Source organism: Lysinibacillus sp. NPDC095746 (assembly GCF_044763535.1).
Taxonomy (GTDB): Bacteria; Bacillota; Bacilli; order Bacillales_A; family Planococcaceae; genus Lysinibacillus.
Map to the genome: position 1 here is coordinate 39,132 of NZ_JBIWGL010000006.1, position 14,441 is coordinate 53,572.

Annotated in this window: 15 protein-coding genes and 1 pseudogene; 8 read left to right on the plus strand and 8 right to left on the minus strand. The window is 38.2% G+C overall.

Features of this window, described 5'->3' with window-relative positions; all coding sequences use genetic code 11:
* Window positions 1–32 precede the first annotated feature (32 nt).
* Complete coding sequence (locus ACIQ7N_RS06190) at window positions 33–545, minus strand: GNAT family N-acetyltransferase (RefSeq protein WP_402930903.1); 513 nt, start codon at window positions 543–545, stop codon at window positions 33–35.
* 207 nt (window positions 546–752) lie between these two features.
* On the opposite strand from ACIQ7N_RS06190, the gene ACIQ7N_RS06195 reads away from it, so the two are divergent.
* Together ACIQ7N_RS06195 and tkt are read left to right on the plus strand one after the other, a co-directional pair.
* Entirely contained in the window at window positions 753–986 is a 234-nt protein-coding gene (locus ACIQ7N_RS06195) for a DUF896 domain-containing protein (RefSeq protein ID WP_132363207.1), read from the plus strand.
* Window positions 987–1,303: 317 nt separating this feature from the next.
* Window positions 1,304–3,298: a transketolase gene (gene tkt, locus ACIQ7N_RS06200; protein WP_402930905.1), complete on the plus strand. Its 1,995-nt coding sequence runs from the start codon at window positions 1,304–1,306 to the stop codon at window positions 3,296–3,298.
* 28 nt (window positions 3,299–3,326) lie between these two features.
* Here the strand turns inward: tkt and ACIQ7N_RS06205 are convergent, their stop codons facing one another.
* Entirely contained in the window at window positions 3,327–3,674 is a 348-nt protein-coding gene (locus ACIQ7N_RS06205) for a hypothetical protein (RefSeq protein ID WP_402930907.1), read from the minus strand.
* Between the two features lie 137 nt (window positions 3,675–3,811).
* Here ACIQ7N_RS06205 and ACIQ7N_RS06210 point away from each other — a divergent pair.
* Window positions 3,812–4,798 (plus strand): annotated as a pseudogene (locus tag ACIQ7N_RS06210) (serine hydrolase domain-containing protein).
* A gap of 20 nt (window positions 4,799–4,818) precedes the next feature.
* Window positions 4,819–5,478, plus strand: a complete 660-nt coding sequence (locus ACIQ7N_RS06215) for an HAD family hydrolase (protein ID WP_402930909.1) — start codon at window positions 4,819–4,821, stop codon at window positions 5,476–5,478.
* Between the two features lie 499 nt (window positions 5,479–5,977).
* Here ACIQ7N_RS06215 and ACIQ7N_RS06220 read toward each other — a convergent pair whose 3' ends face one another.
* The 5 genes from ACIQ7N_RS06220 to ACIQ7N_RS06240 all read right to left on the minus strand — a co-directional run bounded on the left by ACIQ7N_RS06220 (window position 5,978) and on the right by ACIQ7N_RS06240 (window position 9,917).
* Window positions 5,978–6,610 carry a response regulator transcription factor gene (locus ACIQ7N_RS06220; RefSeq protein WP_402930911.1) on the minus strand — a complete coding sequence of 211 codons (633 nt, stop codon included), beginning with the start codon at window positions 6,608–6,610 and terminating at the stop codon, window positions 5,978–5,980.
* On the minus strand, window positions 6,585–7,622 hold the full coding sequence (locus tag ACIQ7N_RS06225) for a sensor histidine kinase (RefSeq protein WP_402930913.1): 1,038 nt from the start codon (window positions 7,620–7,622) through the stop codon (window positions 6,585–6,587). The genes ACIQ7N_RS06220 and ACIQ7N_RS06225 overlap by 26 nt, the downstream gene beginning before the upstream one ends.
* The gene (liaF, locus tag ACIQ7N_RS06230; RefSeq protein WP_323657714.1) at window positions 7,619–8,302 is read right to left on the minus strand and encodes a cell wall-active antibiotics response protein LiaF; all 684 of its coding nucleotides are present in this window, start codon (window positions 8,300–8,302) and stop codon (window positions 7,619–7,621) included. Before liaF ends, ACIQ7N_RS06225 begins: the two co-directional genes overlap by 4 nt.
* Window positions 8,303–8,909: 607 nt before the next feature.
* Complete coding sequence (locus ACIQ7N_RS06235; RefSeq protein WP_402930915.1) at window positions 8,910–9,548, minus strand: PspA/IM30 family protein; 639 nt, start codon at window positions 9,546–9,548, stop codon at window positions 8,910–8,912.
* A gap of 15 nt (window positions 9,549–9,563) precedes the next feature.
* Window positions 9,564–9,917 carry a lmo0954 family membrane protein gene (locus ACIQ7N_RS06240; protein ID WP_402930917.1) on the minus strand — a complete coding sequence of 118 codons (354 nt, stop codon included), beginning with the start codon at window positions 9,915–9,917 and terminating at the stop codon, window positions 9,564–9,566.
* A gap of 275 nt (window positions 9,918–10,192) precedes the next feature.
* On the opposite strand from ACIQ7N_RS06240, the gene sirA reads away from it, so the two are divergent.
* The 3 genes from sirA (at window position 10,193) to ACIQ7N_RS06255 (ending at window position 11,583) form a co-directional block, all read left to right on the plus strand.
* Entirely contained in the window at window positions 10,193–10,618 is a 426-nt protein-coding gene (sirA, locus tag ACIQ7N_RS06245) for a sporulation inhibitor of replication protein SirA (protein WP_049668606.1), read from the plus strand.
* A gap of 102 nt (window positions 10,619–10,720) precedes the next feature.
* The gene (locus ACIQ7N_RS06250; RefSeq protein WP_132363185.1) at window positions 10,721–10,939 is read left to right on the plus strand and encodes a YneF family protein; all 219 of its coding nucleotides are present in this window, start codon (window positions 10,721–10,723) and stop codon (window positions 10,937–10,939) included.
* A 140-nt stretch (window positions 10,940–11,079) separates the two neighbouring features.
* Window positions 11,080–11,583, plus strand: a complete 504-nt coding sequence (locus tag ACIQ7N_RS06255) for an S-ribosylhomocysteine lyase (protein WP_402930919.1) — start codon at window positions 11,080–11,082, stop codon at window positions 11,581–11,583.
* 431 nt (window positions 11,584–12,014) lie between these two features.
* Here the strand turns inward: ACIQ7N_RS06255 and ACIQ7N_RS06260 are convergent, their stop codons facing one another.
* Entirely contained in the window at window positions 12,015–12,986 is a 972-nt protein-coding gene (locus ACIQ7N_RS06260) for an alpha/beta hydrolase (protein ID WP_402930921.1), read from the minus strand.
* Window positions 12,987–13,242: 256 nt separating this feature from the next.
* On the opposite strand from ACIQ7N_RS06260, the gene ACIQ7N_RS06265 reads away from it, so the two are divergent.
* On the plus strand, window positions 13,243–14,427 hold the full coding sequence (locus ACIQ7N_RS06265; RefSeq protein ID WP_402930923.1) for an acetyl-CoA C-acetyltransferase: 1,185 nt from the start codon (window positions 13,243–13,245) through the stop codon (window positions 14,425–14,427).
* Window positions 14,428–14,441 lie beyond the last annotated feature (14 nt).

Below are 14,441 nucleotides of genomic sequence, written 5' to 3' on the forward strand. Positions count from 1 at the left end.
TCCTCTAGAAATCGATAATCCCTAAAAGCATCTTATGCCCACTCTTCTTTTAAGACCGCATAGTAATATTCATCCCACCACTCATCTCCATTTGGTATGCATTTTTTAAAATAACCTTCGCGTCTCATGCCGATTTTCTCCATCACTCGATAGGATGGGATATTTTCTGGTTGGCATGTAGCAATAATTCTATGAAGTTGCATTTCTTTAAATCCGTAATTCAGCACAGCTTTTGCTGCTTCAGAGGCGTAGCCATTATTGTAATAGTTCGGATTCAATACCCAGCCAATTTCATATGTATGGTCACCAAAATATTGATGAAAAACAATATGACCAATGACAATATTGTCGCTTTTTAAAATAACAGGGAAGTATTTTGCCTGTTCACCGCTATTTTCTGATACGAACTTTTTAGCTTCTTCCTCATTAAAAACTCCCTCGGGAATATACTTCATTACATTTGGATTCGAAGTATATTCATAGACAGCTTGCCAATCTTGAATCTCAAATTCTCTTATTAAAAGTCTGTTTGTTTTGATAAACAATTTATATTCCTCCAAGCATAAATTAATTTTGTTTTGGAACCCTATTATTAGTTATACACTTGTAATTTCTCAAAGTCATGCATTTTGTGGAATTTATTTCAAAAATATAAGGATACTTGAAAGGTTGGTATAACTGCATTTCAAGGGGAGACATGCTATACTTTACATACCATATTCATTAAGATATGTATTGAAAGGTGTGTAATTATGTTATCAAAAGAAAAAATTAACCGAATCAATGAACTTTCTGCTAAGGCTAAAAGTGGTACATTAACAGAGGCAGAAGCTAAGGAACGATCAGCGCTTCGTAAAGAATATCTAGATACATTTAGATCAACGATGCGAGATACAATTGAAAACGTAAAAGTAGTAGATGCTGAAGGAAATGATGTAACACCAGAAAAAGTTAAACAAGCGAAAAAGAATAAATTTCTCAATTAATATGACACATTTAGGTCAATAACGCCTCAGCGTTAATTGTGTCCGGATTTTGAAATTGTGCTTAGGCTTGCGCGATGCAGGTCAGTTAGCCGTTTGTAGGATGTGAAGGTTTTAGGCTAAATCCTTATCCGTGACATCCCGCCGGAGGTATTATCTTTATTATTTTGTTGGCACTATTGTGTGGGGGATTTTTCACTGAATAAAGATAAAGTATGTTATAAATCTTTAATAGTATAACAAAACCATTGTTTTCTGAGACAATGTTGACTAAACTGTATAAGAACAATATATAGGACGAGAAAGGATGTCACAAAATAATGACTCAACATGCGGATCAACTAGCGATTAATGCTATCCGAACTTTGTCAATTGATGCAATTGAAAAAGCAAACTCAGGTCACCCAGGTTTACCGATGGGGGCTGCGCCAATGGCTTATACGCTTTGGACAAAACAACTTCACCATAATCCGGCTAACCCAAAATGGTTTAACCGTGACCGTTTTGTACTTTCAGCAGGTCATGGCTCTATGCTTTTATATAGCCTACTTCATCTAGGTGGCTACGGCTTACCAATGGAAGAAATTCAAAACTTCCGTCAATGGGATTCATTAACTCCAGGACATCCTGAATATGGTCATACTGTTGGGGTAGAGGCAACAACAGGTCCTCTAGGTCAAGGTATTGCTATGACAGTTGGTATGGCTATGGCTGAACGCCATTTAGCAGCTACTTACAATAAACCAGGACATGACATCGTTGATCACTATACATTTGCACTTTGTGGCGATGGCGATTTAATGGAAGGTGTAGCGGCTGAAGCTATCTCTTTAGCAGGTCACTTAAAACTTGAAAAGTTAATCGTTTTATACGATTCAAACGATATTTCTTTAGATGGTGATTTAGAAAAATCATTCTCAGAAAATGTTCAAAAACGTTTCGAATCTTATGGCTGGAACTATTTAAAAGTTGCAGATGGTACAGATGTTGAAGCAATTAACGCAGCAATCGAAGAAGCAAAAAAATCAACTGGTAAGCCAACACTTATTGAAGTGAAAACTGTTATCGGTTTTGGTTCACCAAACAAATCTGGTAAAGCTGCTTCTCACGGTGCACCACTTGGTCAAGATGAAGTTGTTTTAACGAAAGCATCTTATGAATGGGCACACGAGCCATTCCATATTCCTGCTGAAGTATATGATACATTTGCAGCAGCAGCTAATGTTCAAGGGGCACAGCCTGAAGAAGCTTGGAATGCTAAGTTTGAAGCATATAAGCAAGAGTTCCCGGAATTAGCAGCGCAATTTGAAAAGGCAATGAATGGTCAATTACCAGAGGATTTTGCTTCAGAATTACCAGTTTATGAAGCAGGTAAATCAGTAGCTACTCGTTCTTCTTCTGGAGATGCAATCAATGCAATTGCAAAGAAAACGCCATCATTCTTCGGTGGTTCAGCTGACCTAGCTGGCTCAAATAAAACGACGATGAAAGATGCTGGAGATTTCTCTGCAGATGATTATGCTGGCCGTAATATTTGGTTCGGTGTACGTGAGTTTGCAATGGGTGCTGCTATGAACGGTATGGCACTTCACGGTGGTCTTAACGTATTTGGTGGTACATTCTTCGTATTCTCTGATTATGTTCGTCCAGCTGTACGTCTTTCTGCATTAATGGGTCTTCCTGTTACTTATGTATTTACACATGACTCAATTGCTGTAGGGGAAGATGGTCCAACACATGAACCAATCGAACACCTTGCATCTTTACGTGCAATGCCGAATTTATCTGTTGTTCGCCCAGCTGATGCAAATGAATCAGCAGTTGCATGGGAGCTAGCAGTAGCATCTGAAAAAACACCAACTGTTTTAGTATTGTCTCGTCAAAACTTACCTGTTCTTGACGCATCTATTGATACAGTACGTGAAGGTGTTACTAAAGGTGCTTATACAGTGTCTCCTGCTACAAAAGAAGTGGCAGATGCCATTTTAATTGCAACAGGCTCAGAAGTTTCACTTGCGATCGAAGCACAAAAAGCATTAAAAGCTGATGGTGTAGATGTGGCAGTTGTTTCAATGCCATCTATGGATCGCTTCGAAAAACAAGACGCAGCTTACAAAGAATCTATTCTTCCAAAAGCTGTAACAAAACGTCTTGCAATCGAAATGGGCTCATCATTTGGCTGGCATAAATACACTGGTTTTGAAGGGGACGTTCTTGCAATTGACAAGTTCGGCGCTTCTGCACCAGGTGAAATAGTGATGGAAAAATACGGATTCACAGTAGAAAATGTTGTAGCGAAGGTTAAAGCGCTATAATTCATAAAATACCGCAATACTCAGTAGGTTAAATCTCCTCTGAGTACTGCGGTATTTTTTCGTGTTTAGAGGATTTCACTAAAGAAATCCAAATAGCCGCACAATGAATTAGTAGCATAATGACAAAACAGTAAAAGCCTTTGGAACTTCCTTCAATGTTTAGCTCATCAGCTATAATGCCACTAAACCAAAGAAGCTGACCTGTGACAATTGCTGAGAGGCTTGCAAAAAGTAAACAAAACCAAATAGATACTTTTTTTACAATCACAATAATGAGTAGCAAAACAGCAAAAAGTAGGGTAGCTTCAAAAATCGGATCAAGAAGTGAAAACGTATTTTCATTTACAAAATGCCTATAAGTAAATTGAGTATCCACACAATCCCTCCTTAAAAATAATAACGTTTTTTGGTAATAAAAGGTTTCGTGAATGAAGAAACTCATCTAGTATTAATTCCCAATTGGTATACAATGATAAGTGTAGGCATCGACTAGAAATGTTGAGAGGTGTTTAAATGAATTCACAAGCTATATTCACACAAGTAAAGAAAACTTTCTCACAGTTAGATTGTACAGGTGGCGGAGTTATTATTAATAAGCATGGTCAAACAGTATTAGAAGAATATATTGGTGTGCAAGGACAACAACAAGACGCCAAAAGGGTAGGACCACATATCCTTTTTCATCTTGCTTCTGTTCGTAAAACATATGTAGGATTTGCTGTAGCATATGCGATTTATCATAATTATATTGCTTCAATAGATGATAAACTAAGTAATTATTTAGACAATGAAATAGTATTTGCTGATGTATCAATTAGACATCTACTCACCCATACTCACGGTTTACGTCGCCAAAATGAAAAAGTAATGAAGGAATTCAAAGCAGGTTATAACTGAGCATACCGAGATATTAATGTAGAGCTACTTGCTAAAGTCATTTTTAAAGCTACTGGAAAAACTATTGCAGAAATTGTGGATGAGCAAGTATTTCAGCCATTATCTTTTACTGAAACAAATTGGTTTAGTGAAAAAAACGAACACCATATAGAAGTAATACATAATGATAGCCCCTTTTGGTATGAAAGCGACGTATGTGATGGTAGTAAAATGAATATGTATAGCACATTAAGAGAGCTAGCAAAGTGGGGACAAGTGCATCTTGATAAAGGAAGTTTACATGGAAAACAAATTATACCTGAAGAAATCATACAGTTGTTAACGACAATTCAATCCCCAAATGCTAAACCAAAGAACTTGCCTACTAATAGCTTTTTCTGGTTTGTTCAGCCACAACAGAGAGAAGGGGTTACAGAGTTAAGCCCAATATTACCACAAGGAAGCTTTCAAATACTTGGTTTCACAAGTGTTGCTCTATTGGTAATTCCTAAAGAAAATATTGTGGCAGTTCGTGGATTTAACAGCTTTGGCTCACCTGCAGGGTTTGACTACATTAAAGATATTCATGATTTTGGTTCAACCGTGTATCAATCATTTCTTTAACAATAAAAGGAGGGCTAGTAATGAAAAAGTATAGCGTAGTGTTATTTGATTTAGACGGTACAATATCTGACCCTAAAATAGGGATAACAAAATCTGTTCAATATGCTTTAGGAAAAATGGGTATAGTGGAAGCTGACCTTGATCAGCTTGAAACGTTTATTGGGCCGCCGCTGCAAGTATCATTTCGAGAAATATATGGATTAGATGATGTTGAAGTTGAGCAAGCGATTGCTTATTACCGTGAACGTTTTATCCAAACTGGCATGTATGAGAATAAATTGTATCTAAACATATCATCTTTATTAGAACATTTACAGAAGGATGGTTATCAGTTAGCAATAGCCACATCTAAGCCAACTGTATTTGCAGAACAAATTATACAATACTTTAACCTTGAACATTTTTTCGACCTTGTCGCAGGCAGCAATTTGGATGGTACACGGTCAGCTAAAGGAGAAGTTATCGCATATGTACGCGAGCATTTTAATGAAGTGAATATCGATCAATTAATTATGATTGGAGATCGTAAATACGATATTGTTGGTGCACATGAAAATCAAATCGATTCGATCGGTGTTACTTATGGCTATGGCTCACTTGAGGAATTGACGGAAGCACAAGCAACATACATAGTGAACAGCGTAAACGAGCTGCAACAATTTTTTAATAGCTTGAGTTAAAAAATACGAAACTGTATTTCTATCAATGCAGTTTCGTATTTTTTGGGAAAACAGATGTAATCGCTGATAAGCCAAGTAGAATCGCTGATAAAAGAGCAAAAATCGCTGATAGCCAAGGTAGAAACGCTGATAAAAGAGCGAAAATCGCTGATAAGCCAAGTAGAATCGCTGATAAAAGAGCGAAAATCGCTGATAAGCCAGGTAGAATTGTTGATAGCCAAGGTAGAATCGCTGATAAAAGAGCGAAGATCGCTGATAAAAGAGCGAAGATCGCTGATAAAAGAACGAAAATCGCTGATAACCGCTAAAAGTGTGAGTTGCGCCGCTAACCAAAGGAAAAGCGCCGCTAAAACACGAAATTCCGCCGCTAACCAAGCAAGGAACGCCGCTAAAACACAAAATCCCGCTGCTTCAGCTCTGTCATCGCTGATAAAAGAACGAAAATCGCTGATAGCCCCAGCACAAACAATCGCTAATAAACCAAACGACCTAAGAAAAACTACTTCGCAAGCCCGTTTTGAAAAGCGTAGACAACTGCTTGTGTTCGATCTTGGACATCGAGCTTTGCTAAAATATTGCTGACATGTGTTTTTACGGTTTTTAATGCAATGTATAAGTCATCAGCAATTTCCTGATTGGCCTTACCTTGAGCCATTAGCAATAATACTTCCATTTCACGCTCGGTAAGTTGCTCATATAGTGGGGTACTATTGCCGTGGCGCATGCGATGCATCATTTTTGATGTTACTTCTGGCTCTAGAACTGTTTCGCCGCCCATTGTTTTACGAATGGCATCGGCAATTTGCTTCGCATTGGACGTTTTTAAAATATAGCTAACTGCACCGGCTTCTAATGCAGGGTAGACTTTATCATCATCTAAAAAACTTGTTACCATCATAATTTTTGCCTCTGGCCATGCTGTTAAAATTTCAGCTGTCGCTTCAGCTCCTGTCATGATTGGCATTACATTGTCCATTAAAATAATGTCTGGACGCAGCTCGAGAGTACGTTCCACTGCCTCTTTACCATTTTCAGCTTCACCTACAACAGTGATATCTGGTTGTGCTGACAGATAGGCAGAAACGCCGATACGCACCATCTCGTGGTCATCCACTATTAACACTTGAATCATTCACTTCAACCTCCTTTTGTAGGGGAATTTTAACCTCTACAATTGTACCTTCTCCAGGTATGGATACAATTTTGTACGTACAGCCAATCTCTACTGCGCGCTCGGCAATGTTTTGCAGTCCATAAGAAGTAGATTTATCAGCTTCGACATCAAAGCCGAGGCCATTGTCCTGAATACGTAAAATGGCTAAATCATCGCGGGCAACGAGCAGTAATTCAACTTCGCTTGCTTTGGCATGGCGTAGCGTATTGGATAACGCCTCCTGTGCAATACGGAATAAATGATCCTCCTCCGCTTTGGATAACGACATTTCCTCAAGCTCATATTCAATATGAAAAAATACCTTCTGCTGCAGCTCAATAATAAGCTCCTCAAGACCTTGTGCCAGCGTTTTATTATGCAGAGCTACTGGGCGTAAATGTAATAATAAGGCACGCATTTCAAGCTGTGCCTGTTGTACAATTTTTTCGACCTGCTTTAAGCTTGTAGCATTTTCGTCGGTTTCGGTTAATGCGGACAGTAACATCGAAGCGGCGAATAATTGCTGTGATACAGAATCATGAAGCTCACGAGCAAGGCGTTGACGTTCAGCGATAATTCGCTCTTGAATAATTTTATCGTTAGCTTCTGCACGTTCATTGGATAAACGCTGTAAGCTTTTTCGTTGAGTATCAATTAGCTCACTTGTTTGAACTAAAGCCTTTTTCAAAGGTTTTGGTAAAGGCTGTTTTTTAGGCAATACAAAATCGGGTTCAACTAACTGTTTCACGATGCGGGTTGCCTGAGCCTCTCTTGCACGGGCAGTCATACTGATCCAACTGGCAATCAGTAAACTAATGGCGAAAAGAGTGACGACAATGAAACCACCGAGTGGAATATTATTATAATTCTGCTGCCATAGCGGCTCCCATGTTTTCTCGTTTGGCTCGCCCCAAACAGCGACAAGGAGACCGAATGTAGCACTCATCAACATAAAAAGTAAAGTCAAAATTCTTGAGATAAAGGCAATCATTTACGTAGCACCTCCAAGTCCCCTAGCCAAGTTGCAACGTGTATGACAAGTGTACGTTTTGCATCCTCAGGGTTTCCATCTGAAAAACTTACACTTTCATTCAGTAGGCGTTGTGGTCCAACATGTAGGCATTTTATTTCACCAAACAATGTCGTATAGTGTAAGCGGAATGGAATTTCGTAGGGGATATAAATTTGTACCTTACCAATGCCTTGTCGGATCGTAATAATACTTGTGCCGGTAGGTAAAATTGTTTGTGTTGTGTCAATCGTAATGTCGCCTGCAAGCCGCTGTATTTGAACATCTTGCCATTTAAAGGCTTCTACTGGTGCTGGCAATATACCGAATAATTCATTCTTCGTAGCAGGGAGCTTCTCAAAAAGCTCCAAACCAACAACTTTGGCTTCATTTTCTCTTTGCAAGTATTGGTAGAGCATATATAAAAGAATGATGACGATAAATAAGCGTAAACTCCACATCGTAAAGAGTGCGATTGAGATAAAGAAAATTCCTGTCCATTTAAAGAAACGATTTTTTTTCGAGAAGCTTAAATAAAGAAGTCCTACCCCGATCAATAGACAGAAGGCGCCACCGTTATTAAAAATTGTGAGCTCCACAAAAACGAGTAAAAAGAAGCATAGTACCCCAAATGTGAGCTTATTAGTTGTGAAATTTTGCAAGAGGGTCAACCTTCTTTCTACAAATTGATGAGAGAAGACGAACTTCTCTTAAAAAATATTTTTAAAAGTGTTGTTAATGATTTTGAAGCATCATTCATCAATGTTAAATCCAGTGTATTTGGAGCAGAGTGCTCTAAAGTAATAGAACTTCTTACCATTTGGTGCATCTCATAGTTCGATTGTTCATCATTACCCTGTATAAAATAAAAGGGTACTTTTTACAGAATCAAATAGTATGGATGATTTCTTTTTTTAGTTTTTGGCTTTTAATTAGGCTAAATTGAGGCCCTGAAATAAATGCTTTATACAGATTCTGTAAAGAGTAATCAGGGGAAGTAAAAGCCCCTTTTATCAATTCGAAGATATTGACTTTCTTGATCGTAGCATCAAAATAATTCATGCCTCTATATTGATTGATAAAATCACTAAATTGATCCTCATCTTTTGCTAAATAAGGACCTTTTAAAGGCATATGTTAATCATAGGACTAAATGACTTTATTTCTATCTTTTTTGGTCACCTTCAAAGAAATGGGATGCTTCAATAAATGAGGCATCCCTTATTTCTTTTATTATAACATGTTATTTTTTTAAAATAGCAGTTATTGTTATTTATTTTCAATTAGCAGTGGTGCGTTCTCTTCTGCGACATTTTTTTCTAGCTGCGCAAGACGAGATTCGAAAGATGTTACTTCATGATCTTTGTCGATTTGGTAAGCAAGCTTATCGATATACGATTCTAAATCTTCAAAGTTGGTTTTATTGTTTTTAGCGATCATACCGTCCATTTGATGGTGAGCGCGTGTGACGTTTTCTTTACCCATTAGCTGTAATTGACGCACTTTCATATCTTTAATTTTGTGTTTCATCGTTTCAAATTTGCGTTCAAGTTCGAAGTATTCACGTGTACTTGCTTCAATACTAGCTTGTAATGTATTGTTACGTGCTGTGTATGCAGCAACTTCATCAGAAGCGAAATCGATTAAATCTTGCTCCCCGCTAGTAGTAGCTAATTTTAATTGTGCCTCACGTTTAGCTAGTAATTCAGCATTTTGTTTAAATTCCTGCTCTAGTTTTTCTTTTAACTGACCTTGACGCTCTAATAATTTTCCAGTTTGCTCTGTTTGTTTTTCTGCTTCACGAATGTATTGGTTCAACATCGCAATTGGATTTTTTTGTTCCTTCTTATCAAATAACTGATGTAAATCAGCCTCTATTGTATATTTAAAACGTTGAAATAAGTTCATGTAAATTCGCTCCTTTTATTTTGTTAAGTTAGACCATTCTTTTTCAAAGTTTTTAAATGGATCTTCTTCTTTAGCTTCAATTGTTGGGATTTTTACATCTTCGCCATTCCATTTTTTATAGATAACATAGATGACAGCGATTGCTGCTAAACCAACCATTGCTGGGATATTCGATATTGCTGATAACACACCAATCAAACCTACTGTAAACCATAAGATTTTACCGAATGTCGATTTACTTGAAGTGTAAAAGTGCATACCGAGTGCTACAAACAATCCAGAAATTAGTAGACCTGCAAGTGGTCCAGTTAAAGCGAGTGCAACACATCCTGCGATAAAGCCTCCTATTAGTAGAAAAAATTTTCTCATATGTTTTAGCTCCTTTCGTTGATACCTTTATATTACCTATTAGAAAGCTTTGCTAAAACGGACTGGAAATTGATTTTACTCTAGGTCTTGAGGCTGAGAATATTCTAAGTACTATAGAAGAAGCTAAAAACTTAATTAGCCATAAAGCATTTGATAGAACGGAAAGTAGAAAGTTTTCGACAAAAATAGAAGATGAATGCCTCCTTCGTTTGACAAATTAAAAAGTTTGGATGAGCTATACTTATGAAAAAGCAATGAGCGAAGGAGGATTTCTAGTGAGAACCTATTCCATATATAAAATAAAAGAAGAGCATTTAACGTTTATATTCGGCAGAGAGCGTAAGTTATTAGAAATGATGCAAGGCTGTGAAGACGCTAACGAGAAATCCTTAAAAGAGCTTGCATATATATGTGAAAGCGTGCGCTTCGATGAGATTGCTACGATGCTTGAGGCGCAACTAGATTCCAAGTATGCACATTTAGAGAGAGCTCGTAATGCTTTATTTTTAGAACATCCTATAAAAGGAAAAATGGCTATTTATTTAGTGGAACGCAAAATTTGTGTTTATTGTGAGGGTTCACGAATGCTTGATTTGGATCTATTCCAAATGCTTGCGAAGATGAGCGAGCGCTTTATTGCATTTAATAAACAAGATAATGAGTGTGGGTGGTTAAAGCCAATGAAGTATACAATGCATTAGGAAATTTCACTACAATATATAGTAACACGCTAATATTTGGTGTATAATGGAGCGTGGAGAGTTTTTTTCTCGGTATATATTGTAGTGGAGGAGGTTGGTTGTATGCCTACATGGGGCTGGATTATTATCGTAATTATCGCATTAGCAGCAGGCGCGGCACTTGGTTTCTATTTAGCTCGCCAAGCTATGATGAAATATTTAAAAGAAAACCCACCAATTAACGAACAAATGATTCGTATGATGATGGCGCAAATGGGTCGTACGCCGTCTGAAAAGCAAGTACGTCAAATGATGTCACAAATGAATAAATTCCAAAAATAATTGGAATTTTAAAGAGCAACTAGTCCAAGCCAGGGCTGGTTGTTTTTTTAACCCCTTATATGCCGAGATAAAATTGATTTTTATAAATTGTTTGAATAATTCATTAAAAACCATATAAATCTATCGGAAAACTAGTTATAATGGAAATATTCTATATAAAGGAGTTGTTTGTATTGCAGAGAGAAAAAACAAATGTTGAAAGCTTTGATTTAGATCATACGAAAGTAAAAGCGCCATATGTACGTTTAGCGGGTGTTAAAACAGGAAAAAATGGCGATGAAGTGTACAAATATGATATTCGACTTAAACAGCCAAATAAAGAGCATATGGAAATGCCTGCATTACATTCCCTAGAGCATTTATCGGCTGACATTATCCGCAATTACTCCGACCATATTGTTGATTTTAGTCCAATGGGTTGCCAAACAGGCTTCTATGTATCGCTAATAAATCACAATGATTATGAAGACTTATTGAATATTTTAGAAAAAACATTTACAGATGTAACAAAGGCCACTGCAGTCCCAGCATGCAATGAAGTGCAATGCGGCTGGGCAGCTAGCCATAGTCTAGAAGGTGCACAAGCGTTAGCCAAAGAATTTTTAGCCAAACGTGATGAATGGCAAATTGTTTTTGCCGAATAAATGATTGAAAAACCTTGCGTGAAGTGCGGCAAGGTTTTTCATGGTGTCTATGAGAGTCACTGCCACTTTGCTTTTCCGCAGATCATTCTGAGGAAGAGCCATACTTTATTTAATATGACACCTTTATTTCATTGAAAAATAAAATGGTTTAGTAGGAATTTTTTTTTTGAATTTATGGAGCGTGAATTCCATCCTAGGCTACTCGCTTTCCTTCTTTTACTTATGATACCGCTGACATGTCAGAAGGTACGTGCTATGAGAATTGATTGATTGGAGTGGAGACTGGGCGACTCCTTGGGGATCAGCGTCACAGGTGAGACCCTGGAGCGAGCAGCGCGAGTGAAGCGGCTCATCGGACGCCCCCAGGAAAGCGCCCAGTCGGAACGGAAATCAACTCCTCGTTATGCGAAAGAGCTATATTTTCGTTTGTACTAAAAATGAAATGGAATGACATTAGATGAAGAAGAATCACGATTAATTTTTTGGTAAATGAAATTTTCTAAAAAGTCATGGATTAAATCCTCGTATTCAGCCATATTTTCATTAAAGGATTGTGCATGAGCACCTTTATCAAATAGCTTCAGTTTTTTAGGACCGGTTTTTTTATTGTATAAATCCAGTGACATGGAAGCTGGGATAAATGTGTCAGGGATACTATGGATAAAGAGCACAGGCTTTTCAATATTCGTCACCGCCTCAGAAGGTGTCACGCTTTTAAAGGAATAACCGTCTCGTAAGCGGACAAAAAAATCTGCAAAACGAATTGGGATAATCGAGCCGTATTTAAATTCTGTTTTCGCAATTTGTTTCAGCAGCATTGAAAAATCAGAAAACGCACAATCAGAAATATAGAAATCTGCACCATCCTCTACAGTTCCTGCATATAGTAGCATTGTTGCGGCACCCATCGATTCACCGTGAATACCAAGAATGGCGTCTTCCCCAATCATTGCCTTTATCGTTTTGACTACTGCGTCAAGGTCATTTTTTTCATAATAGCCGTAGCTAGTCGTTTTTCCACCTGTCTCCCCATGTCTACGATGATCAAAAATAACCGAATTGTAGCCAAGTCGTTCAAAAAGTCGGGCATATTTGACGGAGTTGATTTTATTTTCTGTTACGCCATGGCAAATAATGATGGTATTATTTGTTTCCAATGGCTGAAACATAATGCCGCGGATCGTATAGCCATTTGGCGAGTCAATATTTAATTCACATTTTAAATTTTTATTGTACCAAGCTTCATCAAAACGTTTAGCAGTGGTTTCACGTTCGCGAACAAATTCGGGATCCTTTTGCTTAATGTACATTAATTTATTGGAAAGCGCGAAGCCGAATAGACCAGTTGCTGCTGCGGCAATCGTCGTTGTTATGCCTGAAAATAACAGCATTTTCTTTTTCATTATTAACACCTCCACGTCCTGTTTCTTTTGTTGTCTTGGCATACAAGCAACGTCACTCGTATGTATGCCCTTTTCTTAATTGTAATGTTCCCAACTGAGATTGTTTAAAACACGTCAACATTTTACATTATCTTTAGCAAAACTGCGATTATTTCTGTTATCGAAAATCGTCAAAATATTTGTTAAAATAGATATATCTGCTAGTAGCATATGCATGCAGTGTTCATTTTTGAACGGGGAAAAGGGGAGAATGTTTATGACGAAAGAGGTAGTCATAGTAAGTGCTGTACGTACAGCTATTGGTGCATTCCAAGGAACATTAAAGGACGTACCAGCAACAAAATTAGGGAGTATTGTTATTAAAGATGCATTAGCACGTGCTGGTGTAGCAGGTGAACAAGTTGACGAGGTCATTATGGGGAATGTCTTATCGGCTGGACTCGGGCAAAATCCTGCTCGTCAAGCCGCGATTGCAGCAGGCTTACCACATGAAGTATCTGCATTAACGATTAATAAAGTTTGTGGCTCAGGACTAAAAGCGGTTCATTTAGCGACACAAGCCATTTTAGCAGGTGACGCGGATATTGTCGTTGCAGGTGGCTTTGAAAATATGAGCCAGGCACCATATGTCTTAAAAAATGCACGAGAAGGCTTCCGTATGGGGGATCAAAAAGTAATCGATACGATGATTCATGACGGATTATGGTGTGCCTTCAATGACTATCATATGGGCGTTACCGCTGAAAATTTATGTGATACCTATGAGATATCTCGAGAAGAACAAGATGCCTTTGCGGCACGTTCACAACAGCGTGCAGAAGCGGCAATGGCAGCAGGGAAGTTTAACGAAGAAATCGTAGCGGTGGAAATTCCTCAGCGCAAGGGAGATCCTCTTATTTTTGATAAAGATGAATTCCCACGTCAAGGCGTTACAGCTGAGTCGCTATCAAAACTACGACCTGCCTTTAAAAAGGATGGCTCTGTAACAGCAGCAAACGCATCGGGCATTAACGATGGTGCAGCCGCGGTCGTTATTATGTCGAAAGAAAAAGCGGACGAATTAGGTATTCGACCAATCGCATTAATTACAGCGAATGCAAGTGCGGGTGTTGATCCAGCTATTATGGGAACTGGCCCTGTAACGGCCGTAAAGAAAGTGTTGGCAAAAGCTGATATGACGTTAGACAATATAGATTTAATTGAGGCAAATGAAGCTTTTGCAGCTCAATCTATCGCTGTAGATCGCGAACTAGGCTTTAATCATGATAAACTAAATGTGAACGGGGGCGCAATTGCTCTTGGTCACCCAATAGGTGCAAGTGGAGCACGTATTTTAGTAACGCTTTTACACGAGATGGAAAAGCGTGATGCAAAAACAGGTCTCGCAACACTATGTATCGGTGGTGGACAAGGCGTGGCAACAGTTGTCAAGCGCCCTTGAAGTGAATGAGAAGG